We start from the raw sequence: 15773 nt of genomic DNA on the forward strand, positions 1-15773 counted from the left end.
ATGCATCGACGCAACGTTATCCACCAAATAAGGACCTCGCGGCATATAGCCCTTCGACGCATCGGCGGCGGTTGCTAGTGTGAGTGCCGCGAAAGACACCGGGGATCAGCCCGGGCAGGCATGGCCGAGGGTAGGCAATATGACGATGAGAAACCGCGTTCCGGTTGACGCCGGGGTGATGCGGCGCGCGGGCGGCACAGGCGCCGTCATCTGCATTGTCGGCCTGGCCGCATTGTTCTGGGGCATCATGGACCGGGTGGGCACCTTCGGCTATGCCCTCGACGATCCCTACATCCACCTGTCGATCGCCGAGACGATCAATTCCGGCAGCTACGGGATCAATGTGGGCGAATACACCTCGCCCTCCTCTTCGATCATCTTTCCGCTGCTCGTGGCCGCAGGGCTGGCGATCGGGCTCGATACCTGGACGCCGCTCGTCCTGAACGTCATCCCGGCGGTGATCATCGCCGCGATCTTCGGGATGCTGCTGGCCCGCGCGCTGCCGGACGGTCGCGGCGGGACCTCGGGCTGGACCTGGCTGCTGCTGCCCTTCGTCCTTGTCAGCACGAACGCCTTCGCGCTGCCCTATGCCGGGATGGAGCACACGCTGCACGTTCTCGCCTCGCTCGCCATCGTGGTTGGCCTGGCCCGCATGCACCCGGCCGAGGCTCTGCCGGCCTACCTGATCGTCGGCGTCCTTGCCGCGCCGCTGCTGCGCTTCGAGGGGCTCGCCATGTCGGGCGCCGCCCTGATCGCGATCGGGGTGAGCGTGCACTGGCGCTCGGCCGTCGCGCTCGGGCTGGCCCTTGTCCTGATGCTTGGCGCCTACGCCGCGATCATGAGCGGGCTCGGCCTGCCGCCGCTGCCCTCTTCGGTGTTGGTCAAGTCGGGCCCCTCCGCGGCTGCGGTCGAGGGGGGCAGCAACCTGTTCGGCGAGGTCCTGCAAAGCTTCCGTGAAACGCTGCAGTCTGCGCGCGGCCGTCCCGTGTTCGCCGGGGCGATCCTGCTGCTGATCGCGTCGATGGTGCCCCGACTCGGCGTGCCCGTGCGCCGCGTGGCGGCGGTCGTCGGGATTGCGGCGCTGGCACATTGCGTGGCCGGCAAGTGGAACGGGTTTCACAGGTATCAGATCTATCTGGTCGCCTCTGAAATGGCGGCGCTCCTGCTGATCCTCGGGCGGATCGCCAGCCCGCGCATCTGGCCCGTGCTTGCGGTCGCGGCCGCCTGTCTGCCGACGCTGAAGTCCTACGCCCTGACGGCGCTGTCCGTTCCCATGGCGGCAGAGAACATCCATGACCAGCAATACCAGATGCACCGCTTTGCGACCGAGTTCTATCCCCACGCTGTCGCTGTGAACGACCTGGGCTGGGTGTCCTTCCGCAACGACGCCTACGTGCTCGATCTGTGGGGGCTGGGCTCCGAGGAGATGCGCCGCCTGACGGCCAGTGGCAATCGGGGGCCGGACACGATCCGCGAGCTTGCGCGGCGGTATGACACCCGCTTCGCGATGGTGTTCACCGGCTGGTTCGACGGCGACCTGCCGCCTCAGTGGTGCCACATCGCGACGCTGACAACGATCCGCATCACGACGCCCTACGCCGACGTGGATTTCTACCTTGCCGAGCCCACGCACGAGGCAGAGATGCGGGATGCGCTGGAGGCGTTTCGCCCGACGCTGCCGGAGCGGGTGTCCTTCGCGGTGCATGACTGTCCCGCCTGAGCGGACTCGGTCCTGACAGCCAGTAAACGGAAGACGCCCGCCCCGTGAGTGGGGGCGGGCGCTGGTTCCCTGCGTCGACGGGGGGGCTTGAGACCCAATCTCCTGCCGGTGGTCCAGTTACGCGACCCGGTGCGCCGGTGTGGGCGGCGCGACCGGGCCTACTGGCCCATCCTGCACAGAAGATCGGCCTCGTGCCGACGCAGGGATCTGCGGGCGGGACGGAAACCGTCCGCCTGCGCATGCGCAACGAGATCGGGAAAGAGGGTGAGAATCTCGTCCCGCTGCGCAGAGTTCATGGAGCCGAGCATGTAGGCGCCGGGCTGAAAGCTTTCCGACCAGCAGCCGTCGCCCAGAACGACTTCGTGCCGTTCGAACATCAGGTGCACGTAGGTGGCCGCACCCGTCTCGACGCTTTCAAAGCCGGGGAGACCGACAAGATGATGCGCCGCGATCAGGACTTCGGGTTCGCCGAACAGAAGCTGGGCGTAGGGGCTGAAGTAGAGCAGGCGGTGGTTCGGGCTGACCACCGTGTCACGGACCGGCGTGACCCCGTTCAGCGCGCCCGCCCGGATACGCACGGGGCGCAGTTCCGGCAACAGGCCAAGCTGCATCTCGCTGAGCGTCACCTGACCGGACCATGCGACCTTCTGCACGCCGTTGTCGCGGGTGATGACGCGGTCGCCGGGCTGGATCAGTTCGACAGGGCAGTCGCCGCCGACGGTGGTGATCAGCGTGCCGGCCGCGAAACAGGGCACCTCGCAATGGTCGTCGTCGCGGTCCTTGCCGTGCCCGTGGCCCTTATCGTGATCCTTGTCGTGCCAATGGTCCTTGCCGTGGTCATGCCCGTGGCCGTGACCCTTGCCATGGTCCTCGTGCCCCTTGCCGCCGCCGCCGTGCCACTTGTCGGCCCAGTCGTGCTTGCCACCCGGCTTGTCGGGCGTCTTGCCCCAGGACCCCTTGCCGAACCCTTCGAAGTCCGGCACGGCGTGCTTCTTGGATCCCAGCACATGCGCAAGCACCGTCAGGGGGTCGAGTTTCATGATCATTGTTGCTTCCTTCCCTCGTAGGTCAAAGCAGGCTGCGGAAAATTTCGGTCGCCTCGTCGTCGAGCGGTGCGGGGGCGGTCTGGCCGACCAGCACGTAGGCGGTGTTGGCGATCTGGAAGACGGCGGTGTTCATCCGCGCGGAATCCCGCGGGACCGGCGTCATCGTCCGGTTCTCGTCCACCCGGACGGCGAAGATCGAGATCAGACCGTTGTCGTCCGTCGTGACGGCGATCTCGATGCTGGGGCCGTAGGGCGAGGGATAGACCTGCACGTCCTTCAGGCTCCAGCCCGCGGGCAGGACGGGAATGCGGATGCCGGTCGCCTGCACCAGTTCGGCGGCGTCCATCGCTTCGTGTTCGACCTGTGACACCATCGCCATGCGCAGGCGGCTGTTGGAATGCGCCTCGGCGGCCAGTTGGATCAGGGCGTCCAGATCGCCGCCGCCCTGTCGTGACGGGCCGGTCAGGGAGTGGACGCCAAAGCCGACGGCGAAGGCGACGACGGCCGCCGCCAAGGCCGGGCGCCAGCCTGTCCGCGACGCGGGCCGCGGCGCCGTCACGGCGGCGGCGGCGGGCAGGGCATGGCGCAGCTGGCTGAACCGGGCGCGCTCCTCGGCGATCAGCGCCGCAAGCTCCGGGTCGGCCTGTGCTTCGGCCTCGATCCGGGCGGCTTGGTCGCGGGGCAGGTGCCCGTTGATGTAGTCGTAGATCTCGGACAGGGCGGTGTGGTCGCGTTCCGTCATGGATCAGCCCTTCGATTGGAATGGAACGATACGGGGGGAGTCGTCTGCGTCGAGCGCCCGCAACCTGTCGCGCGCACGGCCCAGGCGGGATGTCAGCGTGCCCATCGGTATGCCCAGCATCCCCGCGGCCTCGGCGCAGGAGCGGCCTTCGATCGCCACGAGATAGAGCGCCGCCCGCTGTTCGGGCGGCAGAGAGAAGAACGCCGCCCGCACCTCGGTGGCGCGCATGTGCATGTCCTGCCCGCCGTCGGTCGAGGCCGGCGTCAGCTCGGCCACCGCCGCCTCGCGACGGGCCGATGCCGCGTCACGGCGGCGCGTGTCGAGGAACCGGTTCCGCAGGATCGCCATCAGCCAGCCGCGCAGGTTGCCGTCGGGCGCGCGGCTGCCGGCCTTTTCATAGGCCTGCAGGATGGTCTCCTGCACCAGATCCTCGCTGTCGGGGCCGTTGCGCGTCAAGGCGCGGGCCTTGCGGCGCAGCGGGCCGATGTGGTCTGAGACGTCGAAGGGCGGTTTGCTGGTCATAACAGTGAGAATGACGGAACTGCCGCGATGTTTTATCCCGGTCGGCGCAAATTTTTCTGCGCAACCCGCCTTTGTCGCGCGGAACATGGCGTCCGAACCCGCCGTCCGGCGCCGATTTGCGCGGTCCACCCTTTCCAAGTGGCGCTTTTTTCTATATGCGCCGCGCATCTGAGACGTGACGCTTCAGCCTCCGGCGTTGTGCAAAAGGATTGGAGGCGGCGGCAATGGGGCCGCCATGCAAATGGGAGACCCGGCAGGGGCCGGGAGCGCTCCCCTACAGGATACGCTAGATGTTCAACGTAACGACGAAAACGATGGAGTGGGGCGATGAAACCCTCACTCTGGAAACGGGCAAGGTTGCCCGCCAGGCCGACGGTTCGGTTATCGCCACTCTGGGCGAAACCTCGGTCATGGCGAACGTGACGTTCGCCAAGAGCCCCAAGCCCGGTCAGGACTTCTTTCCGCTGACCGTCCACTACCAGGAAAAATACTATGCCGCGGGCAAGGTGCCCGGCGGCTTCTTCAAGCGCGAGGCGCGGCCGACCGAAAAGGAAACGCTGACCGCGCGCCTGATCGACCGCCCGATCCGCCCGCTGTTCGCACCGGGCTTCAAGAACGAAGTGCTGGTGATGTGCACCGTTCTGTCCCACGACCTCGTCAACGACCCCGACATCGTCGCGATGATCGCCGCCTCGGCCGCGCTGACGATTTCCGGCGTGCCGTTCATGGGCCCGATCGCGGGCTGCCGCGTCGGCTTTGTCGACGGTGAGTACGTCCTGAACCCGGACGTCGACGACATGCACGATCTCCGCAACAAGCCGGAGCAGCGTCTGGACCTCGTCGTCGCGGGCACCAAGGACGCCGTGATGATGGTGGAGTCCGAAGCCTACGAGCTGACCGAAGCCGAGATGCTGGGCGCGGTGAATTTCGCGCACGAGCAGATCCAGCCGGTTCTGGACCTGATCATCGCGCTGGCCGAAGATTCCGCGAAAGAGCCCTTCGACTACTCGCCGCCGGACTACTCCGAGCTGTCCGCAGCCGTGAAGGCCGCAGGCGAAGAGAAGATGCGCGCCGCCTATGCGATCACCGACAAGCAGGAGCGTGTCGCCGCCGTGGCTCAGGCCAAGGCGGACATCAAGGCCGCGCTGACCGAGGAACAGCTGGAAAACCCGAACCTCGATTCCGCGCTGAAGAAGCTGGAATCCTCCGTCCTGCGCGGTGACGTGGTCAAGAACGGCCGCCGCATCGACGGCCGCGCGCTGGATCAGGTCCGTGCGATCGACGTGCAGACCTCGATCCTGCCCCGGACCCACGGTTCGGCCCTGTTCACCCGTGGCGAAACCCAGGGCCTGGTCGTGACCACGCTCGGCACCGGCGACGACGAACAGATGATCGACGCGCTGCAGGGCACCTACAAGTCCAACTTCCTGCTGCACTACAACTTCCCGCCGTACTCGGTTGGTGAAGTTGGCCGCGTGGGGTCGCCCGGCCGCCGCGAAATCGGCCACGGCAAGCTCGCGTGGCGCGCGCTGCAGGCGGTTCTGCCGGCGCCGACCGATTTCCCCTACACGCTGCGGCTTGTGTCGGAAATCACCGAGTCCAACGGCTCCTCCTCGATGGCTTCCGTCTGCGGCGGTTCGCTGTCGATGATGGACGCGGGCGTGCCGCTGAAGGCCGCCGTCGCGGGTGTCGCCATGGGTCTGGTGCTGGAAGATGACGGGTCCTACGCGATCCTGACCGACATCCTCGGCGACGAGGATCACCTCGGCGACATGGACTTCAAGGTCGCGGGCACCGAGAACGGGATCACCTCGCTCCAGATGGACATCAAGGTCGCGGGGATCACCCCGGCGATCATGGAGAAGGCACTCGAGCAGGCGAAAGTCGGCCGGATGCATATCCTGGGCGAGATGAACAAGTCCCTGTCGGGCACCGGCGAATTCTCGGTCCATGCACCGCGGATCGAGACGATGCAGATCCCGACCGACAAGATCCGTGAAGTGATCGGTTCGGGCGGCAAGGTCATCCGCGAGATCGTGGAAGTCTCGGGCGCCAAGGTCGACATCAACGACGACGGCGTCATCAAGATCGCCTCGCCGAACGGTGAAGCCATCCAGAAGGCCTATGACATGATCTATTCGATCGTGGCAGAGCCGGAAGAAGGCCACATCTACAAGGGCAAGGTCGTCAAGATCGTCGACTTCGGCGCCTTCGTGAACTTCTTCGGCAAGCGTGACGGCCTCGTCCACGTCAGCCAGATCGAGAACCGTCGCCTGAACCATCCTTCCGACGTGCTGAAGGAAGGCCAGGAAGTCTACGTCAAGCTTCTGGGCTTCGACGATCGCGGCAAGGTCCGTCTGGCCATGAAGATGGTCGACCAGGAAACCGGTCAGGAACTCGCGAAAGAGAAGGAAGACGCGTCAGAGTGATCTCTGCCCGTCGCTGAGAAACGACAAAGGCCCCGGAGGATTGTCTCCGGGGCCTTTTCACATCTCGGGGGGCGGATCAGCCGCCGACCTTGCCGCTGGTGCCCGTGCCCAGTTCGACCTCGGTGCAGCCGGTGAACTTGCAGCCCTGCGAACCGAGCGCCTCGGCCGCGGAACATTCCAGACGCGCGTCCTTGGCCGCGACGCGGATGGTTTCGCCCTCGGCCTTGTATTCCGCGCCGTTTTCCTGCCAGGGGCCCTGGCTGCCGTCGGCCTGGGTTTCGCCCTGCTGGCCCCCGATGAAGCCGCAGGAATATCCGGTCGCGGCCATGGCCCCGCCGGTCGAGATCAGCGCGGCGACGGCCGCGGCAAGGAAGGTTCTGTGCATTGGTGTATCCAGAAATGACATGCGGCCGGAAACGTGCCGCCGACATGTTTTTTCGGATACACTTACCGACCGGTCAATCAATTGACGTGCGAGAAAAACGCAAGGGCGTTTTCGCGGAAAACGATGTGTCGGAAGGTGGCGACGCGGGGGTGTTCGCCCGCGCCGCAACAGGGTCAGTTCTTGGGGGCCGTCGTGGTCGTATCGGCGGCGGCGAGGTCGACGCAGCCGTTGAACAGGCAGCCCTGCGCGCCGAGCGGTTCGCCCGCGGTGCAGGCCAGGCGCGCGTCCTTGGCGGCGGCGCGGATGGTTTCGCCTTCGGCCTTGTATTCGTTGCCGTTGGTCTGGAACGGGCCGACGTTGCCTTCGGCATTCGCTTCGCCGGGCTTGCCGCCCTGGAAGGTGCAGGCATGACCGGTGGCCGCCTGGACAGAGGTGCTGCCCAGGAGGATCGCCAGGGTGGCGACGAGGGTGGTGTGACGCATGGAAGTGTCCTGAGAAAAACACGGCGCGCCCGCGAAAGCCGCCGCGATTGAGTTGGTTAGGGCAGGTCCGGGATTCCGTCAATATGGTATGCAGTGACATTCAAGGACGTGGCGATGCAGCGTGCCGCCGTCCTGCGTAACGCGGGTGGTTGACCCGGCGCGCATGGTGCCGATGCTGCGTCAATGGAGGTGTGTCATGTATCACGAAGGCCAGATCAGCTACGAACCCCTGCCGCTGCCCGACCGGGCCGAGATGACCGATTCCGAGATGCGGGCGGCGGCCGAGGCGTTCTTCGACCTGATGAAGCGGCGGCATACCGTCCGCGAGTTCTCGGACCGGGCGGTGCCCGAGGAGATCATCGCCCGCTGCGTCGAAACGGCGGGCCGTGCGCCGTCCGGGGCCAACCACCAGCCCTGGCATTTCGTGGCCATCAGCGACCCGGCGATGAAGGGCGAAATCCGGCGGGCGGCCGAGGCCGAGGAGGAGAAGTTCTATGCCGGGGGCGCGGGCGACGAATGGCTCAAGGCGCTGGAGCCGATCGGCACCGGCGTGTCCAAGCCGCATCTGGAGATCGCGCCCTGGCTGATCGTCATCTTCGCGCAGCGCTATGGCGTGACGAAGGAGGGGACGCGGTACAAGAATTATTACGTCCCGGAGAGTGTGGGTATCGCGACCGGTTTTCTGATCGCGGCACTGCACAACGCGGGGCTGTCGGCGCTGACCCACACGCCCAACCCGATGCGGTTCCTCAACGGGCTCTGCGACCGGCCCGAGAGCGAGAAGCCGGTGATGATCCTTGCCGTCGGGCACCCCGCCGCAGAGGCGACGGTGCCCGCGGTGGCAAAACTGAAGAAGCCGCTGGACGAGATACTGACGGTCCGGCGCTGACGGAGAGGACGCAGGGGGGGCTGTCTGCCCCCCGTCGGCCCTTGGCCGACTCCCCCCGAAAGTATTTGGAACCAGAAGAAGCGGGTGGGGTGGTTCTCTGGTCCCGGCGGTGTATGCAGGGGCCGAAAGCTGCAGGAGATCGAATGATGAAGGTGATATCCGAGAACCGGTGTTTCGGTGGTGTGCAGGGGGTCTATTCCCACGACAGTGCGGCGACCGGCTGCGAGATGACGTTCGGGCTGTTCCTGCCGGAAGATGCCGAGGAGATGCCGGTCCCGGTGCTGTGGTACCTGTCGGGGCTGACCTGCACGCATGAAAACGCGATGACCAAGGCGGGCGCGCAGGGCTGGGCGGCCGAGCAGGGCATCGCGCTGATCTTTCCCGACACCTCGCCGCGCGGCGACACGGTGGCGGATGACGAGAGCTTTGATCTGGGCAAGGGCGCGGGGTTCTACGTGAACGCGACCGAGCATCCCTGGGCGCCGCATTTCCGGATGTGGGACTACGTGGCCGAGGAACTGCCGGGGCTGGTCGGCAAGAGCTTTGCGCTGGACATGGACCGGCAGGCGATCACGGGCCATTCGATGGGCGGTCACGGCGCGCTGACACTGGCGATGCGGCTGCCGGGGCGGTTCCGGTCGGTTTCGGCCTTCGCGCCGATCTGCAATCCCTGCGGGTCCGACTGGGGGCGAAAGCAGTTCACGGCCTACCTGGGCGCGGACGAATCCGCATGGGTGGCGCACGACGCCAGCCTGCTGATGGCCGACCGGGGGTTCGACGGGCCGGTGCTGGTTGATCAGGGGGCGAGCGATCCGTTCCTCGACCTGCTCAAGCCCGAGACGCTGTTCCAGACCGCGGCCCTGCGGCGGCAGGACGGGGCGTTCCGGATGCAGAAGGGCTATGACCACAGCTATTTCTTCGTGTCCTCCTTCATGGAGGAGCACGTCGGGTTCCACGCGGAGGCGCTCTACGCGTGACGGTGCTCTATATCGACGCCGATGCCTGCCCGGTGAAGGAGGAGGCCGAACGGGTCGCCACCCGGCACCGGGTGCGGATGCTCTTGGTGTCGAACGGTGGGATCCGGCCCTCGCGCAATCCGCTGGTCGAGATCGTCGTGGTGCCCGAGGGTCCCGACGCCGCCGACATGTGGATCGCCGAGCGGGCGGGGCCGGGCGATGTTGTTGTGACGCAGGACATTCCGCTGGCCGCCCGTTGCGTCGAGGGCGGGGCGCGGGTGCTGAAGCCAAATGGCGAGGCGCTGGATGCGCGCAATGTCGGGCAGGCGCTGGCGGTGCGCGACCTGATGACCGATCTGCGCGCGGCCGATCCGTTCCGGCAGGGCGGCGGGCGGGCGTTCTCGAAAGCGGACCGGTCGCGGTTTCTGGATGCGGTTGAGCGCGAGGTGCGGGCGGCGCTGCGGGGCTGAGCTGCGCGCCTGCAGGGCGAGACCGGCGCGTCAGGGCCGGGCGAGCGCTTGGGGCACGGGCCGGCTGAAAGTGACCGAGGTCGGGCGGTCGTAGCCCGGATGCGCCGTGCGGCCGGTTTCGGCAAAGCCCAGACGGGTGAAGGTCGCGTGGTTTTCCGTCAGTTCGATCCGCGTCTGAAGGACCACGGCCGGCAGGCCGATCGCGGCGGCGCGGGCGATGGCGTGGTCGGTCATGATCCGGGCGAGGCCCTCACCTCGCCGGTTCTCCGCGATCGCAAGCTTGCCGAGGTAGAGGTGATCCGGTTTCGGCGTCAGCACCATGCAGGCGACCGGCGCGGGATCGAGGATCGCCCAGAGTTCGTGTCTCCGCGCCTCGTCGGCGAAGGTCTCGGGGGTCATCCGGTTCAAAGAGGACGGCGGGTCGATCCGGTCCTCCATATAGGCGAAGGACCGGGTCAGGAGCGCGTGGATCGCCGCCATGTCGTCATCCGGGGTCAGGCGGATCGGGCGGTGCACCTCACCCCTCCGTTCCCAGCGGTTTCTCCATGTAGACCGAGCGCGGGTCATGGCCGTACTCGCCGAACGGCCCCCGCTCCGCATAGCCGAGCGCGGCATAGAGACGCCGGGCGGCGGTCAGGGTGTCGCCCGTTTCGAGGCGGATCAGCGGCAGGCCCTCGTCGCGGGCGATGTCCTCGATCGCGCGCATCAGTGCACCCGACGCGCCGGTGCCGCGGGCGGCCTCGTCGACGAAGAGCGACTTGATCTCTCCATAGCCGTCGCGGATCGCCAGAGCGACGCAACCCACCGTCTCGGGCCCCTTGCGGGCGATGAGGAACCGCATGTGGTCGCCCGCGTAGTCGTCGGGGCCGAGGTAGTGGTTGCTCTCGGCCGGGAACTCGGCGTTCATCAGGGCGCGGCTGGCCTCCAGCAGGCGCGCTGCGCCGGGGGCGGCGGCGTCGCCGGGTTCGACGATGATCATGGTCTGCTCCCCTCGAATGGGATCGCGCGGGGCTGGCCCGCAGGGCCGGCGGCGGCATGCCGCTGCGCCGGGATTTCTGTCCGTCCGGTCATTCGATCTCGACCGTCTTGGTGATGTCGATGGGCTGGCCGTCATGGGCCAGCTGCCCGTGGCTGTTCGCGTTCAGCGTCACCCGCACCTCGGCCGGGCCAGTGGGTAGGTTGGCGATGTGCACCCATGGCCCGTAGGCGCGCAGCATCTTGCGGCCGTTCACGTAGACATGGGCATGGCCCGCGCCGGGTGCGTCGGGGCCGTTCACCTGTTCAGGGGCAAAGGCGAAATCCTGCAGCAGGATGTTCAGGTTCAGCCCGCCGCCCGGCTCAGGCGTCGCCACGAAATCCACAGAAGGCACGGGCTCCGTCGCCTCCACCATCGCCGTGTGATCGTGACCGGCGTGCGGCAGCGGGCCGTCGTCGTCATGCGGTTCGCCATGCGTGCTGTGGTCGTGCGCCTCCTCGACCGGGGCGACGGTCGCGCCTGGGGCAAAGAGCGCACCGGTCACGGAGCCCAGCAGAAGGCCGGTGACGAATACGAATACCACGTTCTTCATCCAGTGTTCCCCTGTGTCGGTGCGGCGGAGGGGATGTCTCTCCGCCGCGCGCCGCGTGTCAGCCCGCGCTGAACAGGCGCGGCGCGAACAGGCTCCGGCGCTCCGGCCCGCGCGCCAGCGTCCGCGCCGCGGCGAGGATTGCGAGGTCGGCCAGCGGTTCGATCACCACCACCAGCATATAAGCCGCGCCGAACCCTGCCACGGCGGAGAATGTGGAGGCCGAAACGCCCTGTCCGTAGAACGCCCAGAACGCCACCCACAGGACGATCCCGCCCTGATAGGCCGTCGACAGCGCCAGAACATCGCGATAGCGCAGGTCGACATAGGCCGTGCCGCGCGGGATCAGCCGCCCGGCCAGCGCCTGCACGGCGGCCAGCGGGATCAGCAGGGTCGTCACGTTCATGAAGTATTGCGGCAGGTCGAGCGGGGCAAAAGCCAACCCCTGCACCAGCAGCCCCAGTGCCAGCCCGATCGCCGCCGGGGCCGCGCCGAACAGCAGGAACAGGGTCGAGCCGAGGATGAAATGCACCTCGGAGACACCGACGGGATAGTGTGGCAGCACCTCGAAGCAGATGAAGACGGCGGTTGTGGCCAGCGACGAGCGCGCGGCCAGCGACATCAGGCCCATTTCGCGCAGGGCCGCCCAGCCCCTGCGCAGGGTCCAGACCCCGGCCCCTGCGGCGGTGGCATAGCTCAGCGCAAGCTTTGCGCCCTGCATGAGTCCCGGTTCGATATGCATCGCTCTGTCTCCTCTGCAGTCCGCATGGGCGGGGGGCGTGACCGCATCCATCTGTCCATTCGCGGCGCGGCGGGTCAAGGTCATTTCCCGCTGCTCCGGACCGCTGGGCGCCCCTGCGCATCCGCGCGCCACCGGGGCGGGCCATGCGGGGGAAGCGCGGACGGCAAGCGCGTGACGGTCAGCCTGGCACGGCAATGTTTCGCTGGTGTTCCGCAATATGTTGTGGATAACGCCGCGTTCACTGCCACATCCAGACAACCCGGCGTTGACTCACCCCGGCCTCGCCACGCACCCTGATCCGAACCGGGAATCACCCGACGGGGCTGGCATATTGCGCTTTTCGAAACTCAGACTGACCGGCTTCAAGAGCTTCGTGGACCCCACGGACCTGCTGATTCAGGACGGGCTGACCGGTGTTGTCGGTCCGAACGGCTGCGGCAAGTCCAACCTGCTGGAAGCGCTCCGCTGGGTCATGGGCGAAAACCGCCCGACCGCGATGCGGGGCGGCGGGATGGAGGACGTGATCTTTGCCGGGGCCGCCACCCGGCCCGCCCGGAACTTTGCCGAGGTGTCGCTGCATATCGACAACTCCGAACGGCTGGCGCCCTCGGGGTTCAACGAACTCGACCAGCTCGAGGTTGTGCGGCGGATCACCCGCGACATCGGCTCGGCCTACAAGGCGAACGGCAAGGACGTGCGGGCGCGGGACGTGCAGATGCTGTTCGCGGATGCCTCCACCGGTTCGCACTCGCCTGCGCTGGTGCGGCAGGGGCAGATCTCGGAACTCATCAACGCCAAGCCCAAGAACCGGCGTCGCATTCTGGAAGAAGCTGCAGGGATCTCGGGGCTTTACCAGCGGCGTCACGAGGCCGAGCTGAAGCTGAACGGCGCGGAACAGAACCTCGCGCGGGTCGACGACGTGGTCGAACAGCTGCAGAACCAGCTGACCCAGCTGGAACGGCAGGCCAAGCAGGCCGCGCGGTATCGCGCCATCGGGGCCGAGCTGCGGCAGGCCGAGGGCATGCTACTCTACCGTCGCTGGCGCGAGGCTGACGATGCACGGAACGCGGCGCTGTCGGCGCTGCGGGAACGCACCACCACCGCCGCGCAGGCCGAGGCCACGGCGCGGGCTGCGGCCAAGGCGCGCGAGGTGGCGGACGAGGGGCTGCCGGGCAAGCGCGAGGAAGAGGCGATCGCCTCGGCGGTGCTGCAACGGTTGCAGGTGGAGCGTAACACGCTGGCCGAGCGGGAGAAACGCGCGGTCGAGCGGATCGAGACGCTGAAGTCTCGGATCGCCCAGTTGCTGCGCGACATGGAGCGCGAGGCGGGGCTGAACCGCGACGCGGGCGACACGATCGCGCGGCTGGAAGAGGAACGCGAGGAACTGGCGGCGGCGGGCGAAGGCCACGACGAGGCGCTGGATGAAGCGGCGGAAGCCGCGCGGGAAGCGGCGGCGGTTCTGAGCGAGCGCGAAGAGGAACTGGCCGAGCTGACCGAGGACGTGGCGCGGCTGGCGGCCCGTCACCAGTCGGCGCACCGGTTCCTCGACGACAGCCGCAAGATGCTGGCCCGGTCCGAAGGCGAGGCCGAAAAGGCGCAGGCGGCGGTGCGCGATGCGCGGGCGGCTCTGGCGACGGCTGCGGCTGCGATGGAAAAAGCGCAGCAGGAAGAAGAGGTTGCGCAGGCCACGGCGGCGCGGGCCGAGGAAACCCTGCTGGAGGCCGAGACCGCGCGGGCCGACACGCAGGCGCGCGAGGCGGATGCGCGGGCAGAGCGGTCGGCGGCCGAGGGCGAGCTGAAGGCGCTGCAGGCCGAGGTCACGGCGCTGGCGAAACTCTTGCAGCGCGACACCGCCGAGGGCGGGCAGGTGATGGACCTCGTGAAGGTCCGCGCGGGCTATGAGAAAGCGCTCGGTGCGGCGCTGGCGGACGATCTAAGGGCGCCGGTCGTGGACGGCGACGGGCCGTCGGGCTGGACTCGGCTGCCGGGCTACGGCGCGGGACAGATGCTGCCCGAGGGGGTTCAGAGCCTCGCGAATTTCGTCACGGTGCCCGAGGTGCTGGAACGGCGGATCAGCCAGATCGGTGTCGTGGACCCGGACGATGGCGCGGCGCTTCAGGAGAAACTTAAGCCGGGTCAACGGCTTGTGACGCTCGATGGCGACCTGTGGAGATGGGACGGCTACCGGGCCTGGGCCGAGGATGCCCCGTCGGCGGCGGCGCTGCGGCTGCAACAGCTCAACCGGCTGGAAGAGCTGAAGCAGGAGCACGAGCGCGCCGAGAACCGTGCCGAGGGCGCGCGGGCGGCGCATGATCATCTGCACAAGCGGCTGGCGGATCTGGCGAATGCGGACCAGCTGGCGCGGCAGGCGCGGCGGGATGCGGACCGGCTCATGAACGAGGCCGCGCGGGCGCTGAGCCGGGCCGAGGCGGATCGCAACATGGCCGAGAGCCGGATGGAGAGCCTCGGGCTGTCCGTGAAGCGGCACGAAGAAGACGCGATGACCGCCCGTAAGCAATTGGCGGAGGCCGAGAAATCGGTGGCCGACCTTGGCGATCTGGATGCCGCGCGTGCGGCGGTGGACCAGATCAAGATGGCGGTCGAGGGCGCGCGGATGGCGATGATGTCGCGCCGGGCGGCCGCCGACGAGTTGCGCCGCGAGGGCGAGGCGCGGGTGCGCAGGGCGTCCGAGGTGGATCGCGAGATGTCGGGCTGGCGGCAGCGTCTGGACAGCGCCGGGCAGCGGGTCGCGGAACTGGACGAGCGGCGCGAGGAGACGCAGGAGGAGCTCTACGAAGCCTCGGGCGAGCCGGAGGCGATTCATGCGGAAAGCGAGAAGCTTTCCAAGGGGATAGAGGATGCCGAGGAGCGCCGTCGCAAGGCTGCGGATGCGCTGGCCGAGGCCGAGACCGAAGCGCGTGCGGCCACGCTGGCGGAGCGCGAGGCGGAGCGGCTGGCGAGCGAGGCGCGCGAGGCGCGGGCGGCGGCCGAGGCGCGGGCCGAGGCGGCGGCGGAGGCTGTCAGCGCTGCGGCGGAACGGATCGCGGAGGATCTGGAGGTCACGCCGAAGCAGCTGCTGGAGAAACTGGCTGTGGAGCCGGAGGCGATGCCGCCGGCGGACACCGTCGAGGCCGATGTCAACCGGTTGAAAAGGCAGCGGGATTCTCTGGGCGCCGTGAACCTGCGCGCCGAGGAGGACATGAAGGAAGTCGCGGGCGAGCACGAGACGCTGATCCGCGAGAAGGCCGATCTGGAAGAGGCGATCAGCACGCTGCGCACGGGCATCGCCAGCCTGAACAAGGAGGGCCGCGAGCGGCTGCTGACGGCGTTCGAGCAGGTCAATTCTAACTTCAGCCTGCTGTTCACGCACCTGTTCGGCGGCGGCGAGGCGAACCTGCTGCTGGTGGAGAGCGACGACCCGCTGGAAGCGGGGCTGGAGATCATGTGCCAGCCGCCGGGCAAGAAGCTGGCGACCCTGTCGCTGCTGTCCGGGGGCGAACAAACCCTTACGGCGCTTGCACTTATCTTTGGCGTGTTCATCGCCAACCCGGCCCCGATCTGCGTGCTGGACGAGGTCGACGCGCCGCTGGACGACGCCAACGTGACCCGGTTCTGCGACCTGCTGGACGAGATGTGCCGCCGGACGGACACCCGGTTCCTGATCATCACGCACCACGCGGTGACGATGGCGCGGATGGACCGGCTGTTCGGGGTGACGATGCAGGAGCAGGGCGTCAGCCAGCTGGTCTCGGTCGATCTGAAAAAGGCCGAAGCGCTGGTGGCGTGACCGGCGACTGGCACGATCTGCGAGTGCACTGGCGCGAA

Annotated in this window: 15 protein-coding genes; 6 read left to right on the forward strand and 9 right to left on the reverse strand. The window is 67.7% G+C overall.

Translation table 11 applies throughout. The features are described from left to right. Positions 1–139 precede the first annotated feature (139 nt). Complete coding sequence (locus tag ATO6_RS06805) at positions 140–1720, forward strand: hypothetical protein (protein ID WP_141101945.1); 1581 nt, start codon at positions 140–142, stop codon at positions 1718–1720. A gap of 158 nt (positions 1721–1878) precedes the next feature. Here ATO6_RS06805 and ATO6_RS06810 read toward each other — a convergent pair whose 3' ends face one another. The 3 genes from ATO6_RS06810 to ATO6_RS06820 are packed head-to-tail and all read right to left on the reverse strand — an operon-like array spanning position 1879 to position 4030. Beyond that, on the reverse strand, positions 1879–2760 hold the full coding sequence (locus ATO6_RS06810) for a Hint domain-containing protein (protein ID WP_176440849.1): 882 nt from the start codon (positions 2758–2760) through the stop codon (positions 1879–1881). Between the two features lie 28 nt (positions 2761–2788). Beyond that, complete coding sequence (locus ATO6_RS06815; RefSeq protein WP_088623138.1) at positions 2789–3508, reverse strand: hypothetical protein; 720 nt, start codon at positions 3506–3508, stop codon at positions 2789–2791. A 3-nt stretch (positions 3509–3511) separates the two neighbouring features. Next, positions 3512–4030, reverse strand: coding sequence for a sigma-70 family RNA polymerase sigma factor (locus ATO6_RS06820; protein WP_088623139.1), 519 nt, complete (start codon positions 4028–4030; stop codon positions 3512–3514). 290 nt (positions 4031–4320) lie between these two features. On the opposite strand from ATO6_RS06820, the gene pnp reads away from it, so the two are divergent. Beyond that, positions 4321–6459, forward strand: coding sequence for a polyribonucleotide nucleotidyltransferase (gene pnp, locus ATO6_RS06825; RefSeq protein ID WP_088623140.1), 2139 nt, complete (start codon positions 4321–4323; stop codon positions 6457–6459). Between the two features lie 76 nt (positions 6460–6535). Here the strand turns inward: pnp and ATO6_RS06830 are convergent, their stop codons facing one another. Both ATO6_RS06830 and ATO6_RS06835 read right to left on the reverse strand, forming a co-directional pair. Further along, positions 6536–6844, reverse strand: coding sequence for a hypothetical protein (locus ATO6_RS06830; protein WP_088623141.1), 309 nt, complete (start codon positions 6842–6844; stop codon positions 6536–6538). A gap of 173 nt (positions 6845–7017) precedes the next feature. Then, complete coding sequence (locus ATO6_RS06835; RefSeq protein ID WP_088623142.1) at positions 7018–7326, reverse strand: hypothetical protein; 309 nt, start codon at positions 7324–7326, stop codon at positions 7018–7020. Positions 7327–7522: 196 nt separating this feature from the next. On the opposite strand from ATO6_RS06835, the gene ATO6_RS06840 reads away from it, so the two are divergent. The 3 genes from ATO6_RS06840 (at position 7523) to ATO6_RS06850 (ending at position 9641) form a co-directional block, all read left to right on the forward strand. Further along, a complete protein-coding gene (locus tag ATO6_RS06840) occupies positions 7523–8215 on the forward strand; it encodes a nitroreductase family protein (RefSeq protein ID WP_088623143.1) in 693 nt (230 codons plus the stop codon). Between the two features lie 146 nt (positions 8216–8361). Further along, positions 8362–9192, forward strand: a complete 831-nt coding sequence (gene fghA / locus ATO6_RS06845; protein WP_088623440.1) for an S-formylglutathione hydrolase — start codon at positions 8362–8364, stop codon at positions 9190–9192. Beyond that, positions 9189–9641 carry a YaiI/YqxD family protein gene (locus tag ATO6_RS06850; protein ID WP_088623144.1) on the forward strand — a complete coding sequence of 151 codons (453 nt, stop codon included), beginning with the start codon at positions 9189–9191 and terminating at the stop codon, positions 9639–9641. Before fghA ends, ATO6_RS06850 begins: the two co-directional genes overlap by 4 nt. Positions 9642–9671: 30 nt before the next feature. Here ATO6_RS06850 and ATO6_RS06855 read toward each other — a convergent pair whose 3' ends face one another. From ATO6_RS06855 to ATO6_RS06870, 4 genes are all read right to left on the reverse strand, one after another. Then, complete coding sequence (locus tag ATO6_RS06855; RefSeq protein WP_369597060.1) at positions 9672–10121, reverse strand: GNAT family N-acetyltransferase; 450 nt, start codon at positions 10119–10121, stop codon at positions 9672–9674. Between the two features lie 37 nt (positions 10122–10158). Then, positions 10159–10620, reverse strand: coding sequence for a GNAT family N-acetyltransferase (locus ATO6_RS06860; RefSeq protein ID WP_088623146.1), 462 nt, complete (start codon positions 10618–10620; stop codon positions 10159–10161). 88 nt (positions 10621–10708) lie between these two features. Beyond that, entirely contained in the window at positions 10709–11209 is a 501-nt protein-coding gene (locus ATO6_RS06865; RefSeq protein ID WP_088623147.1) for a hypothetical protein, read from the reverse strand. Positions 11210–11267: 58 nt separating this feature from the next. Next, entirely contained in the window at positions 11268–11948 is a 681-nt protein-coding gene (locus ATO6_RS06870; protein ID WP_088623148.1) for an energy-coupling factor ABC transporter permease, read from the reverse strand. Between the two features lie 331 nt (positions 11949–12279). On the opposite strand from ATO6_RS06870, the gene smc reads away from it, so the two are divergent. After that, positions 12280–15735 (forward strand): chromosome segregation protein SMC, encoded by a 3456-nt coding sequence (gene smc / locus ATO6_RS06875; RefSeq protein ID WP_088623149.1) that lies wholly within the window; start codon positions 12280–12282, stop codon positions 15733–15735. Positions 15736–15773: the final 38 nt, after the last annotated feature.

This window comes from Oceanicola sp. 22II-s10i, from assembly GCF_002210105.1.
Classification (GTDB): Bacteria; Pseudomonadota; Alphaproteobacteria; order Rhodobacterales; family Rhodobacteraceae; genus Pseudooceanicola.

What these genes read in the sequence shown, in the direction of transcription:
- ATO6_RS06805 (WP_141101945.1), top strand. Translation starts at nt 140, where the DNA reads ATGACGATGAGAAACCGCGTTCCGGTTGACGCCGGGGTGATGCGGCGC.
- ATO6_RS06810 (WP_176440849.1), bottom strand. Translation starts at nt 2,760, where the DNA reads ATGAAACTCGACCCCCTGACGGTGCTTGCGCATGTGCTGGGATCCAAG.
- ATO6_RS06815 (WP_088623138.1), bottom strand. Translation starts at nt 3,508, where the DNA reads ATGACGGAACGCGACCACACCGCCCTGTCCGAGATCTACGACTACATC.
- ATO6_RS06820 (WP_088623139.1), bottom strand. Translation starts at nt 4,030, where the DNA reads ATGACCAGCAAACCGCCCTTCGACGTCTCAGACCACATCGGCCCGCTG.
- pnp (WP_088623140.1), top strand. Translation starts at nt 4,321, where the DNA reads ATGTTCAACGTAACGACGAAAACGATGGAGTGGGGCGATGAAACCCTC.
- ATO6_RS06830 (WP_088623141.1), bottom strand. Translation starts at nt 6,844, where the DNA reads ATGCACAGAACCTTCCTTGCCGCGGCCGTCGCCGCGCTGATCTCGACC.
- ATO6_RS06835 (WP_088623142.1), bottom strand. Translation starts at nt 7,326, where the DNA reads ATGCGTCACACCACCCTCGTCGCCACCCTGGCGATCCTCCTGGGCAGC.
- ATO6_RS06840 (WP_088623143.1), top strand. Translation starts at nt 7,523, where the DNA reads ATGTATCACGAAGGCCAGATCAGCTACGAACCCCTGCCGCTGCCCGAC.
- fghA (WP_088623440.1), top strand. Translation starts at nt 8,362, where the DNA reads ATGAAGGTGATATCCGAGAACCGGTGTTTCGGTGGTGTGCAGGGGGTC.
- ATO6_RS06855 (WP_369597060.1), bottom strand. Translation starts at nt 10,121, where the DNA reads ATGGCGGCGATCCACGCGCTCCTGACCCGGTCCTTCGCCTATATGGAG.
- ATO6_RS06860 (WP_088623146.1), bottom strand. Translation starts at nt 10,620, where the DNA reads ATGATCATCGTCGAACCCGGCGACGCCGCCGCCCCCGGCGCAGCGCGC.
- ATO6_RS06865 (WP_088623147.1), bottom strand. Translation starts at nt 11,209, where the DNA reads ATGAAGAACGTGGTATTCGTATTCGTCACCGGCCTTCTGCTGGGCTCC.
- ATO6_RS06870 (WP_088623148.1), bottom strand. Translation starts at nt 11,948, where the DNA reads ATGCATATCGAACCGGGACTCATGCAGGGCGCAAAGCTTGCGCTGAGC.